Source organism: Candidatus Polarisedimenticolaceae bacterium, from assembly GCA_036376135.1.
Taxonomy (GTDB): Bacteria; Acidobacteriota; Polarisedimenticolia; order Polarisedimenticolales; family DASRJG01; genus DASVAW01.
Genome location: DASVAW010000085.1, coordinates 20,294 through 35,926 on the forward strand (window position 1 = coordinate 20,294; position 15,633 = coordinate 35,926).

General features: G+C 69.3%; 20 protein-coding genes. 13 read left to right on the forward strand and 7 right to left on the reverse strand.

Features of this window, described 5'->3' with window-relative positions; genetic code table 11:
- Window position 1: 1 nt before the first annotated feature.
- The 3 genes from VF139_08155 to VF139_08165 all read right to left on the reverse strand — a co-directional run bounded on the left by VF139_08155 (window position 2) and on the right by VF139_08165 (window position 2,307).
- Complete coding sequence (locus VF139_08155) at window positions 2-1,252, reverse strand: hypothetical protein (protein HEX6851369.1); 1,251 nt, start codon at window positions 1,250-1,252, stop codon at window positions 2-4.
- A gap of 62 nt (window positions 1,253-1,314) precedes the next feature.
- The gene (locus VF139_08160; GenBank protein ID HEX6851370.1) at window positions 1,315-1,878 is read right to left on the reverse strand and encodes a hypothetical protein; all 564 of its coding nucleotides are present in this window, start codon (window positions 1,876-1,878) and stop codon (window positions 1,315-1,317) included.
- A 12-nt stretch (window positions 1,879-1,890) separates the two neighbouring features.
- Window positions 1,891-2,307: a hypothetical protein gene (locus VF139_08165; protein ID HEX6851371.1), complete on the reverse strand. Its 417-nt coding sequence runs from the start codon at window positions 2,305-2,307 to the stop codon at window positions 1,891-1,893.
- Between the two features lie 153 nt (window positions 2,308-2,460).
- On the opposite strand from VF139_08165, the gene VF139_08170 reads away from it, so the two are divergent.
- Genes VF139_08170 through VF139_08180 form a run of 3 tightly spaced genes read left to right on the forward strand, consistent with a single transcriptional unit; the run spans window position 2,461 to window position 4,238 of the window.
- Window positions 2,461-2,925 carry a hypothetical protein gene (locus tag VF139_08170; protein HEX6851372.1) on the forward strand — a complete coding sequence of 155 codons (465 nt, stop codon included), beginning with the start codon at window positions 2,461-2,463 and terminating at the stop codon, window positions 2,923-2,925.
- The gene (locus VF139_08175; protein ID HEX6851373.1) at window positions 2,922-3,524 is read left to right on the forward strand and encodes a hypothetical protein; all 603 of its coding nucleotides are present in this window, start codon (window positions 2,922-2,924) and stop codon (window positions 3,522-3,524) included. Before VF139_08170 ends, VF139_08175 begins: the two co-directional genes overlap by 4 nt.
- Before the next feature lie 36 nt (window positions 3,525-3,560).
- On the forward strand, window positions 3,561-4,238 hold the full coding sequence (locus VF139_08180) for a hypothetical protein (protein ID HEX6851374.1): 678 nt from the start codon (window positions 3,561-3,563) through the stop codon (window positions 4,236-4,238).
- Between the two features lie 47 nt (window positions 4,239-4,285).
- On the opposite strand, the gene VF139_08185 is transcribed toward VF139_08180, so the two are convergent.
- The gene (locus tag VF139_08185) at window positions 4,286-4,897 is read right to left on the reverse strand and encodes a hypothetical protein (GenBank protein ID HEX6851375.1); all 612 of its coding nucleotides are present in this window, start codon (window positions 4,895-4,897) and stop codon (window positions 4,286-4,288) included.
- 46 nt (window positions 4,898-4,943) lie between these two features.
- On the opposite strand from VF139_08185, the gene VF139_08190 reads away from it, so the two are divergent.
- Window positions 4,944-5,561: a DUF4136 domain-containing protein gene (locus VF139_08190; GenBank protein HEX6851376.1), complete on the forward strand. Its 618-nt coding sequence runs from the start codon at window positions 4,944-4,946 to the stop codon at window positions 5,559-5,561.
- Here VF139_08190 and VF139_08195 read toward each other — a convergent pair.
- Together VF139_08195 and VF139_08200 are read right to left on the reverse strand one after the other, a co-directional pair.
- Entirely contained in the window at window positions 5,554-6,174 is a 621-nt protein-coding gene (locus VF139_08195) for a hypothetical protein (GenBank protein ID HEX6851377.1), read from the reverse strand. The genes VF139_08190 and VF139_08195 overlap by 8 nt on opposite strands.
- Window positions 6,174-7,013, reverse strand: coding sequence for a hypothetical protein (locus VF139_08200; protein ID HEX6851378.1), 840 nt, complete (start codon window positions 7,011-7,013; stop codon window positions 6,174-6,176). The genes VF139_08195 and VF139_08200 overlap by 1 nt, the downstream gene beginning before the upstream one ends.
- 160 nt (window positions 7,014-7,173) lie before the next feature.
- Here VF139_08200 and VF139_08205 point away from each other — a divergent pair, with 160 nt between their 5' ends.
- The 9 genes from VF139_08205 (at window position 7,174) to VF139_08245 (ending at window position 15,041) form a co-directional block, all read left to right on the forward strand.
- On the forward strand, window positions 7,174-7,671 hold the full coding sequence (locus tag VF139_08205) for a hypothetical protein (GenBank protein HEX6851379.1): 498 nt from the start codon (window positions 7,174-7,176) through the stop codon (window positions 7,669-7,671).
- A 56-nt stretch (window positions 7,672-7,727) separates the two neighbouring features.
- A complete protein-coding gene (locus VF139_08210) occupies window positions 7,728-9,320 on the forward strand; it encodes a PAS domain-containing protein (GenBank protein HEX6851380.1) in 1,593 nt (530 codons plus the stop codon).
- Window positions 9,317-9,967, forward strand: a complete 651-nt coding sequence (locus tag VF139_08215) for a response regulator transcription factor (GenBank protein ID HEX6851381.1) — start codon at window positions 9,317-9,319, stop codon at window positions 9,965-9,967. The genes VF139_08210 and VF139_08215 overlap by 4 nt, the downstream gene beginning before the upstream one ends.
- Before the next feature lie 105 nt (window positions 9,968-10,072).
- Window positions 10,073-10,543, forward strand: coding sequence for a hypothetical protein (locus VF139_08220; GenBank protein HEX6851382.1), 471 nt, complete (start codon window positions 10,073-10,075; stop codon window positions 10,541-10,543).
- Between the two features lie 41 nt (window positions 10,544-10,584).
- Window positions 10,585-11,772, forward strand: coding sequence for a DUF3300 domain-containing protein (locus VF139_08225; protein HEX6851383.1), 1,188 nt, complete (start codon window positions 10,585-10,587; stop codon window positions 11,770-11,772).
- The gene (locus tag VF139_08230) at window positions 11,769-12,671 is read left to right on the forward strand and encodes a DUF2950 domain-containing protein (GenBank protein HEX6851384.1); all 903 of its coding nucleotides are present in this window, start codon (window positions 11,769-11,771) and stop codon (window positions 12,669-12,671) included. Before VF139_08225 ends, VF139_08230 begins: the two co-directional genes overlap by 4 nt.
- Window positions 12,668-13,768, forward strand: coding sequence for a calcium/proton exchanger (cax, locus tag VF139_08235; GenBank protein HEX6851385.1), 1,101 nt, complete (start codon window positions 12,668-12,670; stop codon window positions 13,766-13,768). The genes VF139_08230 and cax overlap by 4 nt, the downstream gene beginning before the upstream one ends.
- Complete coding sequence (locus VF139_08240; GenBank protein ID HEX6851386.1) at window positions 13,765-14,424, forward strand: VIT1/CCC1 transporter family protein; 660 nt, start codon at window positions 13,765-13,767, stop codon at window positions 14,422-14,424. Before cax ends, VF139_08240 begins: the two co-directional genes overlap by 4 nt.
- Window positions 14,421-15,041, forward strand: a complete 621-nt coding sequence (locus VF139_08245; GenBank protein ID HEX6851387.1) for a hypothetical protein — start codon at window positions 14,421-14,423, stop codon at window positions 15,039-15,041. The genes VF139_08240 and VF139_08245 overlap by 4 nt, the downstream gene beginning before the upstream one ends.
- Here the strand turns inward: VF139_08245 and VF139_08250 are convergent.
- Window positions 14,986-15,633, reverse strand: a complete 648-nt coding sequence (locus tag VF139_08250) for a class D sortase (GenBank protein HEX6851388.1) — start codon at window positions 15,631-15,633, stop codon at window positions 14,986-14,988. The two genes, VF139_08245 and VF139_08250, sit on opposite strands and share 56 nt — an antisense overlap.

Sequence of the window (15,633 nt, forward strand, 5' to 3'; positions counted from 1 at the left end):
CTCAGCGGTCGAGCCACTCGCGGAAGAGCCGCACCGATTCCGGGTTCTCGAGGATGCCGACGTGGCTCTCGGGGAAGCCGTGCATCCGCCAGGCCTCTTCCTGCGCGCGCGGCTCGAGCTGGCTCTTCAGCGCGATGACGCCGTCCCCCGCGCCGTCCGGGCCTTCCTTGCCGGGGAGCCCCCATCCGAAGAAGAGGAGGAACGGCAGGTCCTTCGGCAGCGGCTTCGCGAGGACGTTCGTCAGGAACTCGCTCCCCGTGGCGAGGTCGCGCCAGGACGGCACGACGACCGGCGCGCGCTTGACGCCGGTCGCGGCGGCGTCGTTCCCGCCGTACGCCGCCGCGAACGAAACGTAGGAGCGAAGCCACGCCGGCCGGCCGTTCTCACAGAGTCTGCCGAGCGCCGAACGCGCGACGAGCCCGCCCATGCTGTGGGCGACGAGAACGACGCGCAGCTTGGAACCGTGTTTCGCGGCGGCCGTCGCGAGCGAGGTGGCGAGCCCGGCCCCGAGCTTGTCCAGCGGCATCCCCGACGGGTAGTAGAAGAACCACGGCTGGAACCGCGTCCGGTCGAGCGCGGCGGCGAGGGACTTGAAGTCGCGCGGAGTCCCCGAGGCGCCGTGCACGAAGACCACGATCGTCTTCGACGGGTCGATCGGCTCGAGGCCGAAGAAGCTCGTCTGGATCTCCGCGAGGAATCCCGCCGGGTCGTAGAGGCCGCGCTCTCCGCGCTCGGGATCGAAGATCGGGTCGTCGAGCGACGACGCGAGGGCGCCGGTGTTCACCGCAGCCGCGCGCAGGGGAACCGGGAGGGTTCGCGGGACCGACGGCCGGGCGGCGAGACTCCCGCCGTCGATCACGAAGCCGTCGACGGTCGCGGAGGCCGCGACGGAGACCGGGGCGCTCTCCGCGACGACCTCTCCCTCGGTCCAGAAGCCGTCGCCGTCGCGATCTTCGAGCAGGTAGACGCGGTACGCACCCTCGGGGAGCAGCAGGCTCACCCAGGGAAGGCTCGGAACGACGGCCCGCGTCGCCACCAGGTGCGGTCGCCCCTCGACGTCCGCGACCGCCACCGCGGCTCGGGGCCGCGTCCCCGCGTCCCCTTCCGCGAGCCGGTAGGTCAACGCGAAGCACCCCTCGGGAGCGAGCTCGCGCACGAGGTCCGGTCGCGGCGTCTGTGCGACCTCGCGCTTGAGGTCCGCCTTGCGCCGGGCCATCTCGAGGTAGGCGCACCCCGTCGAGGAGGCGAGCATCGCCGCCAGCGTCGCGCACAGGAAGGCCTGCGCACGACCGCCGGGGCCGCGGCCGGCACCCGTCAGAATTTCACCATGTACTTCTTCGCTTCGAGGCAAACGCTGAACGCCTTCTTGAAGTTCGCCGTCCCCTCGGCGGTGGCGGTGGACGCCTGCGCGACCTGCTGGCTGGCCTGCGCCTCGGCCTGTTTCTGGGCGCCGCGCGCCCGGCTCCGCCCGGCGATGAGCCCTGCGGCGGCCCCGTAAGCCGCCCCCTTCCCCGCGTCGTCGCTGGCGATCTCTCCGATGAGCGCCCCTGCGGCGGCGCCCTTGACCGCGGTCTTCGCGCCGGCGCCCTGCGTCGCCTGGGCGGTCTGCTGCGTCGTCGCGGCCGCGCTCTGCTTGGCGGCGTCGGCTTGCTTGGCCAGCTCGAACGGATCGGTCCCGGTGCTCTGGACCGCGTAGTTGTAACACTCGCCCTCGTCCTTGGACTGCTGCGAGGCGTCCTGCCCGGCCGTCGGGAAGACGTAGACGTTGATGGTGGCCGCGAGCGTCTTCTGGCCGGTGGGGGCCGCCGGGGCCTGCGCCGACACCGAGGTCGCCGCCACCAGCGCGACCGCCGCGATTCCGATCGTCCCGAGGTTCATCGCCCTCTCTCCTTACGGACGGGTCTGCGGCGTGCACGCGCCGAAGACGGAAACGGTGAGGTCCTCGCGCGCGACCGCACCCGTGAAGGTGCCGTCGTCCTCGCGGATCTGGAAGCTGAACGCGCGGCCGCCTTCGATCCCCTGCAGCGTGATCACCCCGTCGCGACGATCGAGCACGCTCGCGACGGTCGAGCGGTTCTCGCCGCTCGCCGCCGTCGTGCTCAGCTTCTTCGTGGCGAGGTCGATCTCCAGGAACTGCGGGACCTTCCAGGACGTCGCCGGACCGGACTCGCATCCGTCCATCGCGACGCACACCGACGCCTCGACCGCGGAGCACAGCAGCGCCTTCGCGCCGGCCAGGTTGTCCGCGGAGGCCGACGAGGTCGCCAGCGCCGCCGACACGATCAGGAGCACCGCACGCCGTTTCATCTCGGACCTCCCTCGGCCGACACGGCCGCCGGGGGATTATCCCCCTCGCGTCGACGGCGGTCGACATCCGAAAAACTACTGGTTTTGATTCCCCGCCCTCGCCCGCGTACTAGGATCTCCGCGTTCACTCCAAGAGCCCCACAGGAGAAGACCATGAAGCTCACCGTGAAATCCGCGCTCGTCACCGCTGCGGCGATCCTCTTCGTGTCCGCCGTGATCGCCCAGGAGCCGCCGGCTCCGCCGCCCACGCCTGCGCCCGCCCCCGCGCCCGCGCCGACTCCCGCGCCCCCGCCCGCCGCCGTCCCGCCGGTGGCGATGGCCGAGGAAGCGAAGATCACGATCGACGGCAAGGCGGACGGCGACGGCAAGATGGAGGTCGTCTTCACCCCCGCGCAGGGCACGCCGGTGACCATCACCGTACTCGTCGCCAAGAAGATGAAGCCGAAGGAGGTGGCCGAGGATCTCGCCAAGAACCTCAAGGTCTCCCTCGGCGAGGGTTACAAGGTCGAGCAGAACGACGAGAAGGTGGAGATCAAGGCCAAGGACGACAAGAAGTTCAGCATCGCCGTGGGCGGGGTCACCGTGCCGGGCATGTCGGTCTCGTTGAAACTCAAGTGAGAGCCGCCGCGGTTCTGGTCGCCGCGTGCCTGACGGCGTCGCCGTCCTTCGCCGCGAAGGAGCCGCCGCCGATCGAGGTCTACCAGGGGCTCGTGCAGGTCATCAACGCTCCGGCCGGCGGCGGGATGGCGCGGTTCACGGTCCGCATCCTGCGGTGGTCCACCGACGAGGAGAAGATCCCCCTTCGGGACGCCCTCGCGAAGGGCGGGTCCGAAGCGCTGGCGGATGCGATGGAGAAGGTGGAACCGGCCGCGTACCTTCAGATCGACTCGAACCTCCGCCACGCGATCCGCGTCGCGTCGACGTGGGAGACGGAGAAGGGGCGCATGGTGCGCCTCGCCACGGACCGTCCCATCCTCATCGGCGAAGCGATGCGGAACACGCGATCCATGGACTACCCGATCGGAATCCTCGAATTCCTCGTGCCGGCCGAGGGTCCCGGCGAGGGAATCCTGCTGGCGGCGTGCGAGGCCGGTTTCGACGCCCAGGGGCGGCTCGAGGTGAAGTCGCTTCCGCAGTCGACGGGCCCGCAGCGCCTCACGATGGTCGAGAAGCAGAAGCAGAAACAAAAGAAGCAGAAAAAGCAGGAATCGGAATAAACCGTCGCGGGTCGCGACGACGCATCGGAGGAGAAGATGACACCGAAGTCCCTCAGAATTGCCCTCGGACCGGCGGCGCTCGCGCTGTGCTGCGCGGTGAACGCCCAGGCCGCGATCGACAAGCCGGTCGTCGGGCACGTCGGGTTCGGCCCCGCCTTCCCGCAGGGTGACGCCGGCGACACCGTGGAGAGCGGATGGGCGTTGCACGGCGGCGCGACCTGGATGTCGCCGAGCGGTCCGCTCGGACTCCGCCTCGACTTCGGCGTCGACTGGTTCGACATCAAGCGCGACGTGCTCAACCTGATCGACACGGAACCGGGCTCGCCGCTCACCATCGAAGCGCCGGACAACGGCGACGTCCGCTCGTGGTCGGGAACGGTCGACCTCATGTGGAACCCCTCGAACAAGGGGAAGGTCGGCTTCTACCTCGTCGGCGGGGTGGGGATCTACTACAACCAGTACGGCCTCTCCGAGAACGGGTACGGCACCGGGTACTGGTGCGACTGGTACTGGGGCTACTGCTACCCGACGCTCGTGGAGGGCCAGTACGTCATCGAGTCCGGCAACTCCTGGGACTGGGGCCTGAACGCCGGCGGGGGCGTGACCTTCGAGCTGAGCAGCGGAGCCGAGCTGTACCTCGAAGCCACCTACCACTGGGTCGACACCGAGAACAGTGCGTCGTGGGTCCCGGTGACCTTCGGGATCCGCTGGTAAGCCGAGGTTCGGCGGACCGGGCCGCGCGCCCGGTCCGCCGTTCCGCCTCACTTCAGAACGCGGGCTTTCTTCAGATTCTTCACCGTCAGGTCCGCGACCTCCACCACCGCCGTCCCGACACCGCGCTCGAGGTCGGTCGTGTAGCTGCCGATCCATCGCGGCCCTTCCACTCCCAGCGAGTGGAACTCGGACCGGATCTCGAGGATCAGGAACGTGGAGTTCTTGGAATCGCCGATCGGAACGCTCCCCCCCAGGAACACTCCGTAAGGACCCGAGCTCGCGCCGATGCCCACGCTGAGCGTCGCGGAGGACTCGTTCTCCTTGCCCTGCCCGCTGACGCGGAACACCAGCGCGGCGTCCGCCCCGATCTCGCGCACTTTCGCCTCGACCGCCTCGCGGCTCGCGAGGTCCTCCGGAGTCAGGACCTTGTGCGCGGCCACGGCGTCCGTTCCCTGCGCCTTCAGGCCGAGGACCGCGTAGTCCTCCATCTGGCCCCTCACGGTCTCGTCGGCCAGCTTCGCGTACACCACGACCTTGCGGTACGCCGCCGGCTTCAGCTCCGGCGCCGTCCAGGCCGTCTTGCCCTTCGTCTTGGCCGCTGCGTCTAGGCCGACGGCGAGGCCGAGGAGTGGAACCAGCACCCAGGCCAATCTCTTCATGGGAATCTCCGCGACGCATCGTACAGCGTCGGGCTATCCTGACGGCATGCTGGAGAAGATCATGAATCGATGGATCGTCGCCGCCTGCGTCGTCGTCCTCCTGGCGGCCGCACCCGCCCATGCCGGCAAGATCAAGACGGACTTCAACCCGAAGGCCGACTTCGATGCGTATCGGACCTGGGACTGGGTGGAGGGCCACGACGTCGGCCACCGCGGGGTCCTCGCCGGGAAGGCCGCACGGGAGCTCGTCGAGAGCGCCCTCACGAGCGACCTCGAGCGGGTGGGCCTCCGCCGCGTCGCCGCGGGGGAGAAGCCCGACCTCGTCGTCCGCTACGTGGGGGAGGTCTCCGACGCGGCGAAGGGCACGACCTCCGGCTACCTGGGGGGGTACGAGCCGTACATCATGGGGGAGTGGAGCCAGGGGTTCCAGACGGCCCTGAACGTCTCGGAGAAGTCCGCGACGATGATGGTCGACCTCATCGATCCCGACACCAAGATGCTCGTTTGGCGCGCGTTCATCGAGCAGAAGTACGGATCGACCGCGAGCCAGATCGGAAGCCCCGTGGCCGAGGCGGTGCGCAAGGCGTTCGAGGATTACCCGCCGAGCGAATCGGCCCGCGCGCGCAAGCTCAAGGAGTGGGAGAAACGCGAAAAGGCTAAATGAGCCCCGCCTTGCGCAGGGCCTGCGTGATCTTGGTGATCACGTCGAGCCCGGCCTCGGGCTTGATCCCGGGGTCGATCGAATCGCTGGTCCCGGACCACACGATCCTCCCCTTCCCCTCGTCGAGCCGCCAGTAGTCGCACTTGAACCGCGCGCGGCTCTTGTTCTCCATGTACCCGGGCACTTCCACCTGCTGGTAGGTGTACCAGTACGACCCGTACCAGTCCTGGCCGACGTATTGGGGCTGGAGGGAAGTCTCGGACTCCTTCCACTTCACCTTGGTCTCGATGCCGACGAGGTTCGTGATCAGGACGCTGTCGAACCCCTCGGCCGCGACCTTCGCCGTCGCGGTCTCCCGGTCCTTGGGAAGCTCGGGGAACAGCCGGTACGACGGGATCACGACCACGCCCTGAAGGGCGAGCTCCCCCGCGAAGATCTCCTCCCAGTTCTTCCGGCGATCGAGATCGGGGCTCACGAGCACGAGGAGGAGCTTCTTCGCGGGGCCGACCCCCGCGGTCTTTCCGCTCGCCTCGAGTTTGGTCCCGGCCGGCGCCTGGAGGGCGGCCAGGGCGAAGATGAGGGCGAGGCCCGCCGCCAGGGTGGGTCTCGTCGCCATCAGAACGCCAGCGTCAGGTAGGCGCTCAGGCCGCTGATCTGGTAGTTGAACTTCGCCTTGTACTTCTCCGTCTCGTATTCCTTGAGACGCACCGTCGTCGTGTCGAGCCCGAGCGCGACCCCCACGTTCCGGGTGAAGTGCCACTTCATGCGCAACGCGCTCTCGCGCATGCCGCCGTTGATCTTCCCGTAGTCGAGGTTGAACAGGCGCACGTACATCAGGACGGTCAGCCGGTCCCGGACCGCCCAGTCGACCTGCAGGCCGACGAGGGGGACGGGGAACTTCACGTCGGCCTCCTTGTTCACTCCCCCCGCCACCGGCCCGTCGGGTCCGATCACGGAGCCGGCGGCTTCGAGTCCCGCCGTCAGGGTGAGGTAACTCAGGCCGGCCGAGCCGGAGATGCGCACCTGGTCGAGGTTGAGGAAGTCGTACCGGTACGCGGCGTACACGAAGCGGGAGTCGAAGGTCGCCGTGACGTACGCGCCCTCCTGGAAGGTGTACTCCCCCCACTCCACGTCCCGATCGGAGACGACGGAGTGCGAGCGATTGAACTGGACGAGCCCGAAGTCCAGCAGACTCCTCCCGGTGATGCGCCACGTCCCCTCGCCGCGCAACGACTGCTTGGAACCGGGAAGATCGAAGATGTCCTCGAAATTGATGCTCACGCCGGTGCCGGCGTCCGCGAGGGACAGCCCCCCCTCGGTGGTGAAGCTCGCGGCCTGGCCGCCGATCCAGAGCTGGATCTTGTCCGGAACGCCGGCGAACTCCGCTCGCGCCGGAGCAACCGCTCCGAGCGCGAGACACAACGTGGCGACCACGTACCAGCGACGGGTGTGCATCGTCTCCTCCCTTTCCGCGGGGCCTCGAGTCGTCTCCCGCCGCAAAGTACCATCGGCCGCGTGCGATCCGATAGGGCAAACTCCCCGAAGATGACCGGCCTCAAGCGTCCCCCCGGCCCGGCGCGATAGGATCGGCGCTTCCACCCGAAGGAGGGAGCCCATGAGGATCGTCGTCGCCCCCGTGTTCTGCGCCGTGATGCTGGGCGCCGTCGGCAACGCGCCGGCCCAGACGGAGTCCGAGATCGCCCTGACCCGCAAGATGATCGAAACCGAGCGGCAGGCGATCGTCGCCGAGAACCTCGGCCTTACCGAAGCCCAGGGGAACGCCTTCTGGCCGCTCTACCGGGACTACATGAACGAGCGGTCGCAGCTCGCGGACCGATCGACGAGCCTGCTTCGGAAGTTCGCCGCGTCGTACGACATCGTGGACGACGCCTCCGCCTCGTCGTTTCTCGACGATTTCCTGAACATCCAGAGGGACGAGGTCGCCCTGAAGCGGTCCTGGGCGGGCAAGATGCGCAAGGCCCTACCCGCCGGGCTCGTCGCGCGGTTCTTCCAGATCGAAAACAAGCTCGACGCCTACACGCGGGCTCTGCTCGCCGACGAGGTGCCGCTCATCAAGGGCGGGAAGCCGGTCCACCTCGCGCCGAAACCCTGACCCCTCCCGATTCTCCGGAATCTCGAGGCGGATCGGGTCGATAATGCGTCCACGCCATGGCCTACACACCCGCCGACTTGCGTTCCGAGCTCGAATCGCACGTCCGCTTCGAGACGATGCTCGTCGAGTTGTCCCTGCAGTTCCTTCGGATTCCGGCCGACGAGGTTGACGGGGCGATCACGCAGGCGCAGCAACGCGTCTGCGAGGCCCTCGGCGTGGACGTATCCGCACTGTGGCAGTGGTCCGGGGACGGCGAGTCGGACGTCACCTTGACCCATCTCCATCGCCCCATGGGGGGTCCCCCCTTCCCGCAGGGGATGAACGCCGCGGAGGACTTCCCGTGGTTCTTGGAGCGCATCTCGGCCGGAAGGCCGGTCGTCGCCCCCTCGCCCGAGGACTTCCCCCCGGAGGGGGCCCGCGACCGGGAGACCCTGCGCCGCCTCGGGATCATCTCCTCGGTGGCATTGCCGCTGGCCGTCGGCGGAGCGCCCCCCTTCGGCGCGATCTCGTTCAATACCATGCGGGAGCGGCGGGACTGGCCGGGCGAGGTCCTCCGTCGGCTGGACCTCGTCGCGCAGATCTTCGCCAATGCGCTCTCCCGCAAGCGATCGGACCGGGCGTTGAAGGAGAGCGAGGAACGACTGTCCCTGGCGGCCGAGTCGGGAGAGCTGGGCCTCTGGAGCCTCGACCTGGCCGGCGGTCGCCTCTGGGCCACGCCGAAGTCGCGGGAGCTGTTCGGCCTGCCGGCGGACACCTCGCTGACCCTCGACGGCGTGCTGGAGTTGATTCACCGCGACGACCGGGATTCCGTCCTCCGCACGATCGACGAGGTCGTGCGTTCGCGGCAGGTCGGACGACTGGAGTACCGGGTGAGGAGGCCCGACGGGCACGAGGCATGGATCGTCTCGCGAGGCCGCGTCCGTTGCGACCCCGCCGGCAAGCCCGCGATCCTGATGGGCGTCTCCGTGGATGTCTCCGAGCGCCACCGGGCGGAGGAGATCTCCCGCAACCTGGGAGGTCGGATCCTCGCCGCGCACGAGGAGGAGCGCTCCCGGCTGGCACGCGAGCTCCACGACGACGTGTCGCAGCGCCTGGCGTGTTTTGCGATCGACGTCGCGAGGATCGAATCGCAGGTCACGACCGCATCCACCGGGAAGGCCCTGCGCGACCTGCGCACCGCGCTCGCCCGCCTGGGCGAGGACATCCACGCGTTGTCCCATCAGCTCCATCCCTCGATCCTCGTGGACCTCGGCCTCGTCGCCGCGCTGACCGCCGAGTGCGAACGCTTCGCGTTGCAGCAGTCGATTCCCGTCGAGACGGAGCTCGGCGAGGTTCCGGACTCCCTCTCGCGCGCGACCGGTCTCTGCCTTTTCCGCGTGACGCAGGAAGCCCTGCGGAACGTCGCTCGCCACGCCCGGGCCGGCGGGGTCCGGGTGTCCCTGCGCGAACGGGACGGCGGGCTCGAGGTGCGCGTCGGTGACGACGGCGTGGGATTCGACGCATCGGCGCCGCCCCGGACGGCCCGGCTCGGCCTCGTCGGGATGCGGGAACGTGTCCTTCTGCTTCACGGCCGTGTGGAGGTGGCGAGCGCGCCGGGTCGCGGGACCTCGGTCGCGGCCTGGATTCCGATCCCGGGGGAGCGGCCGTGAGCGAGGGGACGCGCCCCCGCGTGCTCCTGGCCGACGACCACCGTCTGGTCGCCGAGGGGATCAAGACGCTCCTCGAGCGCGAGTTCGAGATCGTCGGCATGGCCGAGGACGGGCTCGCGCTGCTGGACGCGGCGGAGCGGCTCCATCCCGACGTCGTCGTGGCGGACATCACGATGCCCCGCCTCAACGGGATCGACGCCATCGCACGGCTGCGGCAGATCGACGACCGCATTCGGATCGTCCTCCTCACGATGCACCCGGAGCCGATGTACGTGCGCCGCGCCCTCGACGCGGGAGCGTCGGGGTACGTCCTCAAGCACTCCTCCCCGGAAGAGCTCGTCGCCGCGATCCGCGCCGCGCTCGCCGGAAGGACCTACATCGAGCCGACGCTCGTCGGGGAGTTGTTGCACGATTCGGCGCGCCGTCCCGGAGACCACGTGGACCCGGTCGCCTCGCTGACCCCCCGTCAGCGGGAGATCCTGCAGATGGTCGCGGAGGGGCGCACGGCGAAGGAGATCGGCGCGGCCCTCGCGATCTCGGCCCGGACCGTCGAGTTCCACAAGTACCAGCTCATGGAATCGCTGGGCCTGCACACGACCGCCGACCTCGTCCACTTCGCGATCAAGCACGGCATCGTCTCCGTCTGACGCCTCCCTTGCGTAGAAATTGCCCCTCGACCCCCGTAGTTCTACGAGGTCACGCCGCGGTCCCACTTCGGTAGCGTGGGCGGGGTTCCACCGGAGGAAGCACCCATGGGTTCTCGAATCGCGATCCGCCTCGCGGCCTGCGCCGCCCTCGCCGTGCCCGCGCTCGCCGAGGAAGGGACGCCGGACAAGTACCTCGAGCTGCTCCGGAGCGACCTGCGGGCCGGCAAGGTCGAGATCCTCACCGAGGCCCTCGAGCTCACCGACCCGCAGGCGGCCGCGTTCTGGCCGATCTACCGGCAATACGACGCGGAGCTCGCCGCGCTGGGCGATCGTCGCGTCGCCCTCGTCAAGCGTTTCGCCGAGAAGTACGGAACGATGAGCAACGAGGACGCGGGCCTGTTCGCCAAGGACTGGTTCGCGTTCCAGAAGGACCGTCTGAAGCTCCGCGAGAAGTACTTCGGGAAGATCGCGAAGGCGACGAACAACCTCGTCGCCGCGCGGTTCGGGCAGGTGGAGAACGTCCTCGGGATGCTGATCGATCTCCAGATCGCGGTCGAACTGCCGCTCATGGAGTAACGGGGGTGCGTGGCATGTGGTCACGAATCTGGCGAGGCGCCGTGGCGACCGTCCTGACGGCCGTTCTCCTCCCCGGCGAGGCCGGCCTCGTCCTCGCGCAGGAGAAGCCCCCGGCGCCGGCCGCGACACCCGCCAAGGCGGAACCCGCCGAGCCGAAGCTCACGGCCGACCAGCTCGATTCGCTGGTGGCGCCGGTCGCCCTCTACCCCGACCCGCTCCTGGCGCAGACGCTCGTCGCCGCCACCTACCCGCTGGAGGTCATCCAGCTCCAGCAGTGGCTCGTGAAGAACCCGAGCCTGAAGGACAAGGCCCTCGCCGACGCGGTCGCGAAGCAGCCGTGGGATCCCGCGATCCAGTCGATGGCGGCGGTGCCGGACGTCGTGAAACGGCTCGCCGACGACATCCAGTGGACCACCGACCTCGGGAACGCCTTCCTCTCGCAGCAGTCCGACGTGATGGACGCCGTCCAGCGGATGCGCAAGAAGGCCAAGGACAAGGGCGCTCTCGAGTCCAACGAGCAGCAGAAGGTCGAGACGAAGGTGATCGAGGAGAAGACGGTCATCGTCGTGGAGTCCGCGAACCCCGAGGTGATCTACGTCCCGTCCTACAGCCCCACCGTCGTCTACGGGCCGCCGGTCTACCCGTACCCTCCGATCTACTACCCGCCGTACCCGCCGGGAGCCGCGTTCGTGTCGTTCAGCTTCGGCGTGATGTGGGGCGCGGCGATCTGGGGCGGTTCCTGCTGCGGCTGCGGTTGGGGCGGAAGCAACGTCAACATCAACGTGAACAACAACTTCAACCGCGTGAACCACAACCAGGGCGGCGGCCGGGGCGGGGCCGGCGGCGGGAACTGGCAACACAACCCCAAGCATCGCGGCGCGGCGCCCTACTCCAACAAGGCGACGGCGAACAAGTACGGCGGCCAGTCCGGGGCGGGAAATCGCGGGACGAGCGCGCGGCAGCAGCCCAGCACGAGGCAGCAGCCCGGCGCCGGCGGTTCCAGGGGGCCGAGCGCATCCCAGCAGCCCCGAGGCGGCGGCGGCGGAGACAAGATCGGCGGCCGGGACATTCCGAAGAGCAGCGGCTCGTCGAAGGCCGGCGGTTTCAGCGGCGGCTCCCGCGGGTACAGCGGGAGCAGCGCGCGGGCCAGCAGCTCGCGGGGCGCGTCGAGCATGGGCGGGCGCGGCGGAGGAGGGATGCGAGGCGGCGGCGGAGGGCGACGGAGATGAGAGCCTGGATTCCCTTGGCCGCCTTGTTGTTCTCGGCGTCGCACGCGGCGGAACCCGCCCTCGAGCAGAAGACCTTCCCGACCCCCGAGGCGGCCGCCGAGGCGCTGGTCTCGGCGGCCGAGCGATTCGACGTGACCGCGCTGAAGGAGATCTTCGGTCCCGAAGGGCTCGATCTCGTGGTGTCGGACGATCCGGTGATGGACAGGAACGACAGCGCCGCCTTCGCCGCGCAGGCCCGCGAGAAGATGCAGGTCGTCCGCGATCCGAAGAAGAAGAAGCGCGCGACGATCCTCGCCGGCGTGGACGAGTGGCCGCTGCCGATTCCCCTCGTCCAGAAGCGCGGCCAATGGCGGTTCGACTCGAAGGCCGGCGCCCAGGAAGTCATCCAGCGGCGCATCGGGCGTAACGAGCTCGACGCGATCGAGGTCTGCGAGGGTTACGTCGAAGCCCAGCACGAATACGCTTCGGAGAAACGCGACGGCGCGGCCGTGAACCAGTACGCGCAGCGCGTGGTCAGCACCCCCGGAAGGCAGGACGGCCTGGCGTGGCAGGACCCCGACGGAACGTGGCGGGGCCCGGTTGGCGAGGGGATCGCGCGGGTCATCGCGGAGGGGTACTCCAGCCGGTACGAGCCGTACCACGGGTACTACTTCAAGGTCCTGAAGGGTCAGGGCCCGGCCGCCCCGATGGGCGAGATGGACTTCGTCGTGGACGGCGTGATGATCGGCGGGTTCGCCCTCGTCGCCGCGCCGGCGACCTACGGGGTCACCGGTGTGAAGACCTTCATCGTGAGCCACACCGGCATCGTCTACGAGAAGGACCTCGGCCCCGACTCGGTGGAGCGGTTCCGCGCGATGGAGCGATACGACCCCGACGCGACCTGGACGCCGGTCCCGTGAGGCTCCTGCTGCGGGAGATCCGCCACAATCCCCTCCTGTGGCTGCTGGCCTTCGTTCCGGTCCTCTTCGCGATCGAGCACTTCGCGCCCGAGTCCCACACCGCCCTCTTCCTGGTCTCCGTCCTCGCGATCGTCCCGCTGGCCACCCTGCTCAGCCACGCCACCGAGTCGGTCGCGGCGAAGACCGGGGACGCGGTCGGCGGCCTGCTCAACGCCACCCTGGGGAACCTCACCGAGCTCGTCATCGCCCTCGCCGCCCTTCGCGCCGGGCAGTACATGCTGGTGAAGGCGTCGATCGCCGGCGCGATCGTTACGAACACGTTGTTCATGCTCGGCGCGTCGTTCCTGCTGGGCGGACTCAAGCACCACACCCAGGAGTTCAACCGCGTCGGCGCCCGGCTCCAGTCCGGGCTGCTGTTCCTCGCCGTCGTGGCGCTGCTGATCCCCTCCGCGATCTCGGTCGCCGATGCCTCGGAGGGGGCGGCGTTCAAGCAGACGCTGAGCGTGAGCCTCGCGGTCCTGCTCATCGTCGCGTACGGGCTGGGGATGCTGTTCTCCCTCAAGACCCACCGCGAGCAGTTCGCCAGCGCCGGGCACGGCGAGGAGGGCGAGGCGCCCTGGCCGCTGGGCCTCGCCCTTGCGACGCTCGCCGGCGTCACCGTGCTCGTGGCGCTCGTCAGCGAGGTTTTCGTCGCTTCGGTGCAGAAGGCCGCCGAGACGTTCGGGATGACGCCCGCGTTCGTGGGGTTCATCGTCGTGGCGCTCGTGGGCGGCGCGGCGGAGATGGCCTCCGCGTTCTCCGGCGCGCGCAAGAACCGCCTCGATCTGAGCGTGGGGATCGCGCTCGGCAGCGCCTCCCAGATCGCGCTGTTCGTCGCTCCGGTGCTGGTCCTGCTCAGCTACGTCCTGGGCCCGACGCCGATGGACCTGCAGTTCTGGCCCGGAGCCGTCGTGATGATGCTCATCGCGACGCTCACCGCGACGATGGTGACCAACAGCGGGCGTTCGGCGTGGTTCGTCGGCGTGCTGCTGCTGATGGTCTACGCGATCTTCGCCATGACCCTCTACCTGCTGCCTCCCCAGGCCGCGCGACCGTGAGCGCGGGGACGGGCGCCTCCCGGCGCGTGCTGGACCCGATCGAACGCGTGTCGGAGGTCCTGTTCGGTCTGATCATGGTCCTCACGTTCACCGGCTCGCTCAGCGTCGCCGACGCCGGACGGACGGAAGTGCGCACGATGCTTCTCGGCGCGCTCGGATGCAATCTGGCGTGGGGGATCATCGACGGGGTCTTCTACCTGATGGGGTCCCTGGCCGAGACCGGGCGCCGCCTGCTCGCGCTGCGCGGCGTGCGGGCGGCATCCGATCCGAAGGAGGGGGCCCGGCTCGTCGCCGAGTCGCTTCCCCCGGTCGTCGCCTCCCTGCTGAAGCCGGAGGAGCTCGAGGCGCTCCACGGCCGCGCGAAGGCTCTCCCCGAGCCCCCCGCACGCGCCGGCCTGCGCAAGGACGAGTGGCTGGGCGCCGTCGGCGTGTTCCTGCTGGTGTTCCTCACCACCTTCCCGGTGGTGATCCCCTTCCTGTTCATGAAGGACCTCCTGGTCGCGCTGCGCATCTCGAACGCGATCGCGATCGTCATGTTGTTCGGGGCGGGATACGCCTTCGGAAAGATGACGGGCCGTCGCCCCGTGGGGGCGGGCCTCGCGATGGTCGTCGTCGGCGGCGTCCTCGTGAGCGTCACGATCGCGCTCGGAGGATGAGGTCCCTGCGCGCACCCGCGCTCCTCGCCGCCGCCGTGCTCCTCGCGGCGGGAGACGCACGCGCCGAGGAGGAGAAGGCGTGGGCGTTCTCGGCCTACGCCTACACCTTCTTCGTCCCCGGCGACGGGGACTACGTGCAGCCCGCCGTCACCGCGGATCGGGGCCGCCTTCACCTCGAGGCGCGTTACCAGTACGAGGATTCCGACACGACGTCGGTGTGGGCCGGATACAACTTCAGCGTGGGCGACACCGTGACCTTCGAGGGCACGGCGATGCTGGGCGGCGTGTTCGGGAGGACCGACGGGATCGCGCCGGGTTACAAGGCCTCCCTCGGCTGGTCGAAGCTCGAGTGGTACAGCGAAGGCGAAGTCCTGTTCGACACGAACGCGTCCTCGGACAGCTTCTTCTACGCGTGGTCGGAGCTCACGTGGGCCCCCGCGGAGTGGGTCCGCTTCGGGCTCGTCGGCCAGCGCACGCGGGTCTACGAGACCGATCGCGAGATCCAGCGCGGATTGCTCCTCGGCTTCTCCGGGGAGCACGTGGACGTCACCACGTACGTCTTCAATCCGGACGACGATTCGCCGACGGTGGTCCTGGCGCTGGGTCTGAGCTTCTAGCCGATCCGTCCCGCGTCGCGTGCACGACGTACCGCTGCGGGGCGGCCCCGACGTAATAGAACGGGTAGCAGGTGACGAGGGTGAGCGAGGGCGCCCCCCTCGGCAGGAGCACCTCGACGCGTTCGGGCTCGACGATGTCGATCCCGTCCACGAGGTAGGTCCCCCTCCCGTCCCGCGTCTCGAGCTCGATCGTGTCTCCCACGCGGACGTCCTTCAGAGCGCGGAAGAAGCCGTCCCGGTGCCCGGCGATGCCGACGTTTCCGTCCTCGCCGGGACGGGCGGTGCCGGCGATCCACCCGGCGCCGCGATTGAGCGCGAGCTCGTCGGTGGAATCGAACACGGGAACACGGATCCCCAGTCGCCGGATCTCCAGCACCGCCGACGGGGACCGCGTGTCCGTCCGCAGGCTCTCGCGATATCTCCGGACGCGCTCGTCCGACCAGAGGCGGACGTCCACCTCGTCGTCGAAGGCCGCGAGCGCGAGGCGGGAGGAGACCGTGCGGTCCATCCACGCGAGGGCCGACACCGCCAGCAGGGCGATGCCGGCCGCGAACAACACGCGTCGAAGCGACCGCACGGCTCTCCCGCTCAC

What these genes read in the sequence shown, in the direction of transcription:
- VF139_08200 (HEX6851378.1), bottom strand. Translation starts at nt 7,013, where the DNA reads ATGCACACCCGTCGCTGGTACGTGGTCGCCACGTTGTGTCTCGCGCTC.
- VF139_08165 (HEX6851371.1), bottom strand. Translation starts at nt 2,307, where the DNA reads ATGAAACGGCGTGCGGTGCTCCTGATCGTGTCGGCGGCGCTGGCGACC.
- VF139_08205 (HEX6851379.1), top strand. Translation starts at nt 7,174, where the DNA reads ATGAGGATCGTCGTCGCCCCCGTGTTCTGCGCCGTGATGCTGGGCGCC.
- VF139_08160 (HEX6851370.1), bottom strand. Translation starts at nt 1,878, where the DNA reads ATGAACCTCGGGACGATCGGAATCGCGGCGGTCGCGCTGGTGGCGGCG.
- VF139_08245 (HEX6851387.1), top strand. Translation starts at nt 14,421, where the DNA reads ATGAGGTCCCTGCGCGCACCCGCGCTCCTCGCCGCCGCCGTGCTCCTC.
- VF139_08185 (HEX6851375.1), bottom strand. Translation starts at nt 4,897, where the DNA reads ATGAAGAGATTGGCCTGGGTGCTGGTTCCACTCCTCGGCCTCGCCGTC.
- VF139_08190 (HEX6851376.1), top strand. Translation starts at nt 4,944, where the DNA reads ATGCTGGAGAAGATCATGAATCGATGGATCGTCGCCGCCTGCGTCGTC.
- VF139_08155 (HEX6851369.1), bottom strand. Translation starts at nt 1,252, where the DNA reads ATGCTCGCCTCCTCGACGGGGTGCGCCTACCTCGAGATGGCCCGGCGC.
- VF139_08180 (HEX6851374.1), top strand. Translation starts at nt 3,561, where the DNA reads ATGACACCGAAGTCCCTCAGAATTGCCCTCGGACCGGCGGCGCTCGCG.
- VF139_08210 (HEX6851380.1), top strand. Translation starts at nt 7,728, where the DNA reads ATGGCCTACACACCCGCCGACTTGCGTTCCGAGCTCGAATCGCACGTC.
- VF139_08220 (HEX6851382.1), top strand. Translation starts at nt 10,073, where the DNA reads ATGGGTTCTCGAATCGCGATCCGCCTCGCGGCCTGCGCCGCCCTCGCC.
- VF139_08230 (HEX6851384.1), top strand. Translation starts at nt 11,769, where the DNA reads ATGAGAGCCTGGATTCCCTTGGCCGCCTTGTTGTTCTCGGCGTCGCAC.
- VF139_08195 (HEX6851377.1), bottom strand. Translation starts at nt 6,174, where the DNA reads ATGGCGACGAGACCCACCCTGGCGGCGGGCCTCGCCCTCATCTTCGCC.
- VF139_08170 (HEX6851372.1), top strand. Translation starts at nt 2,461, where the DNA reads ATGAAGCTCACCGTGAAATCCGCGCTCGTCACCGCTGCGGCGATCCTC.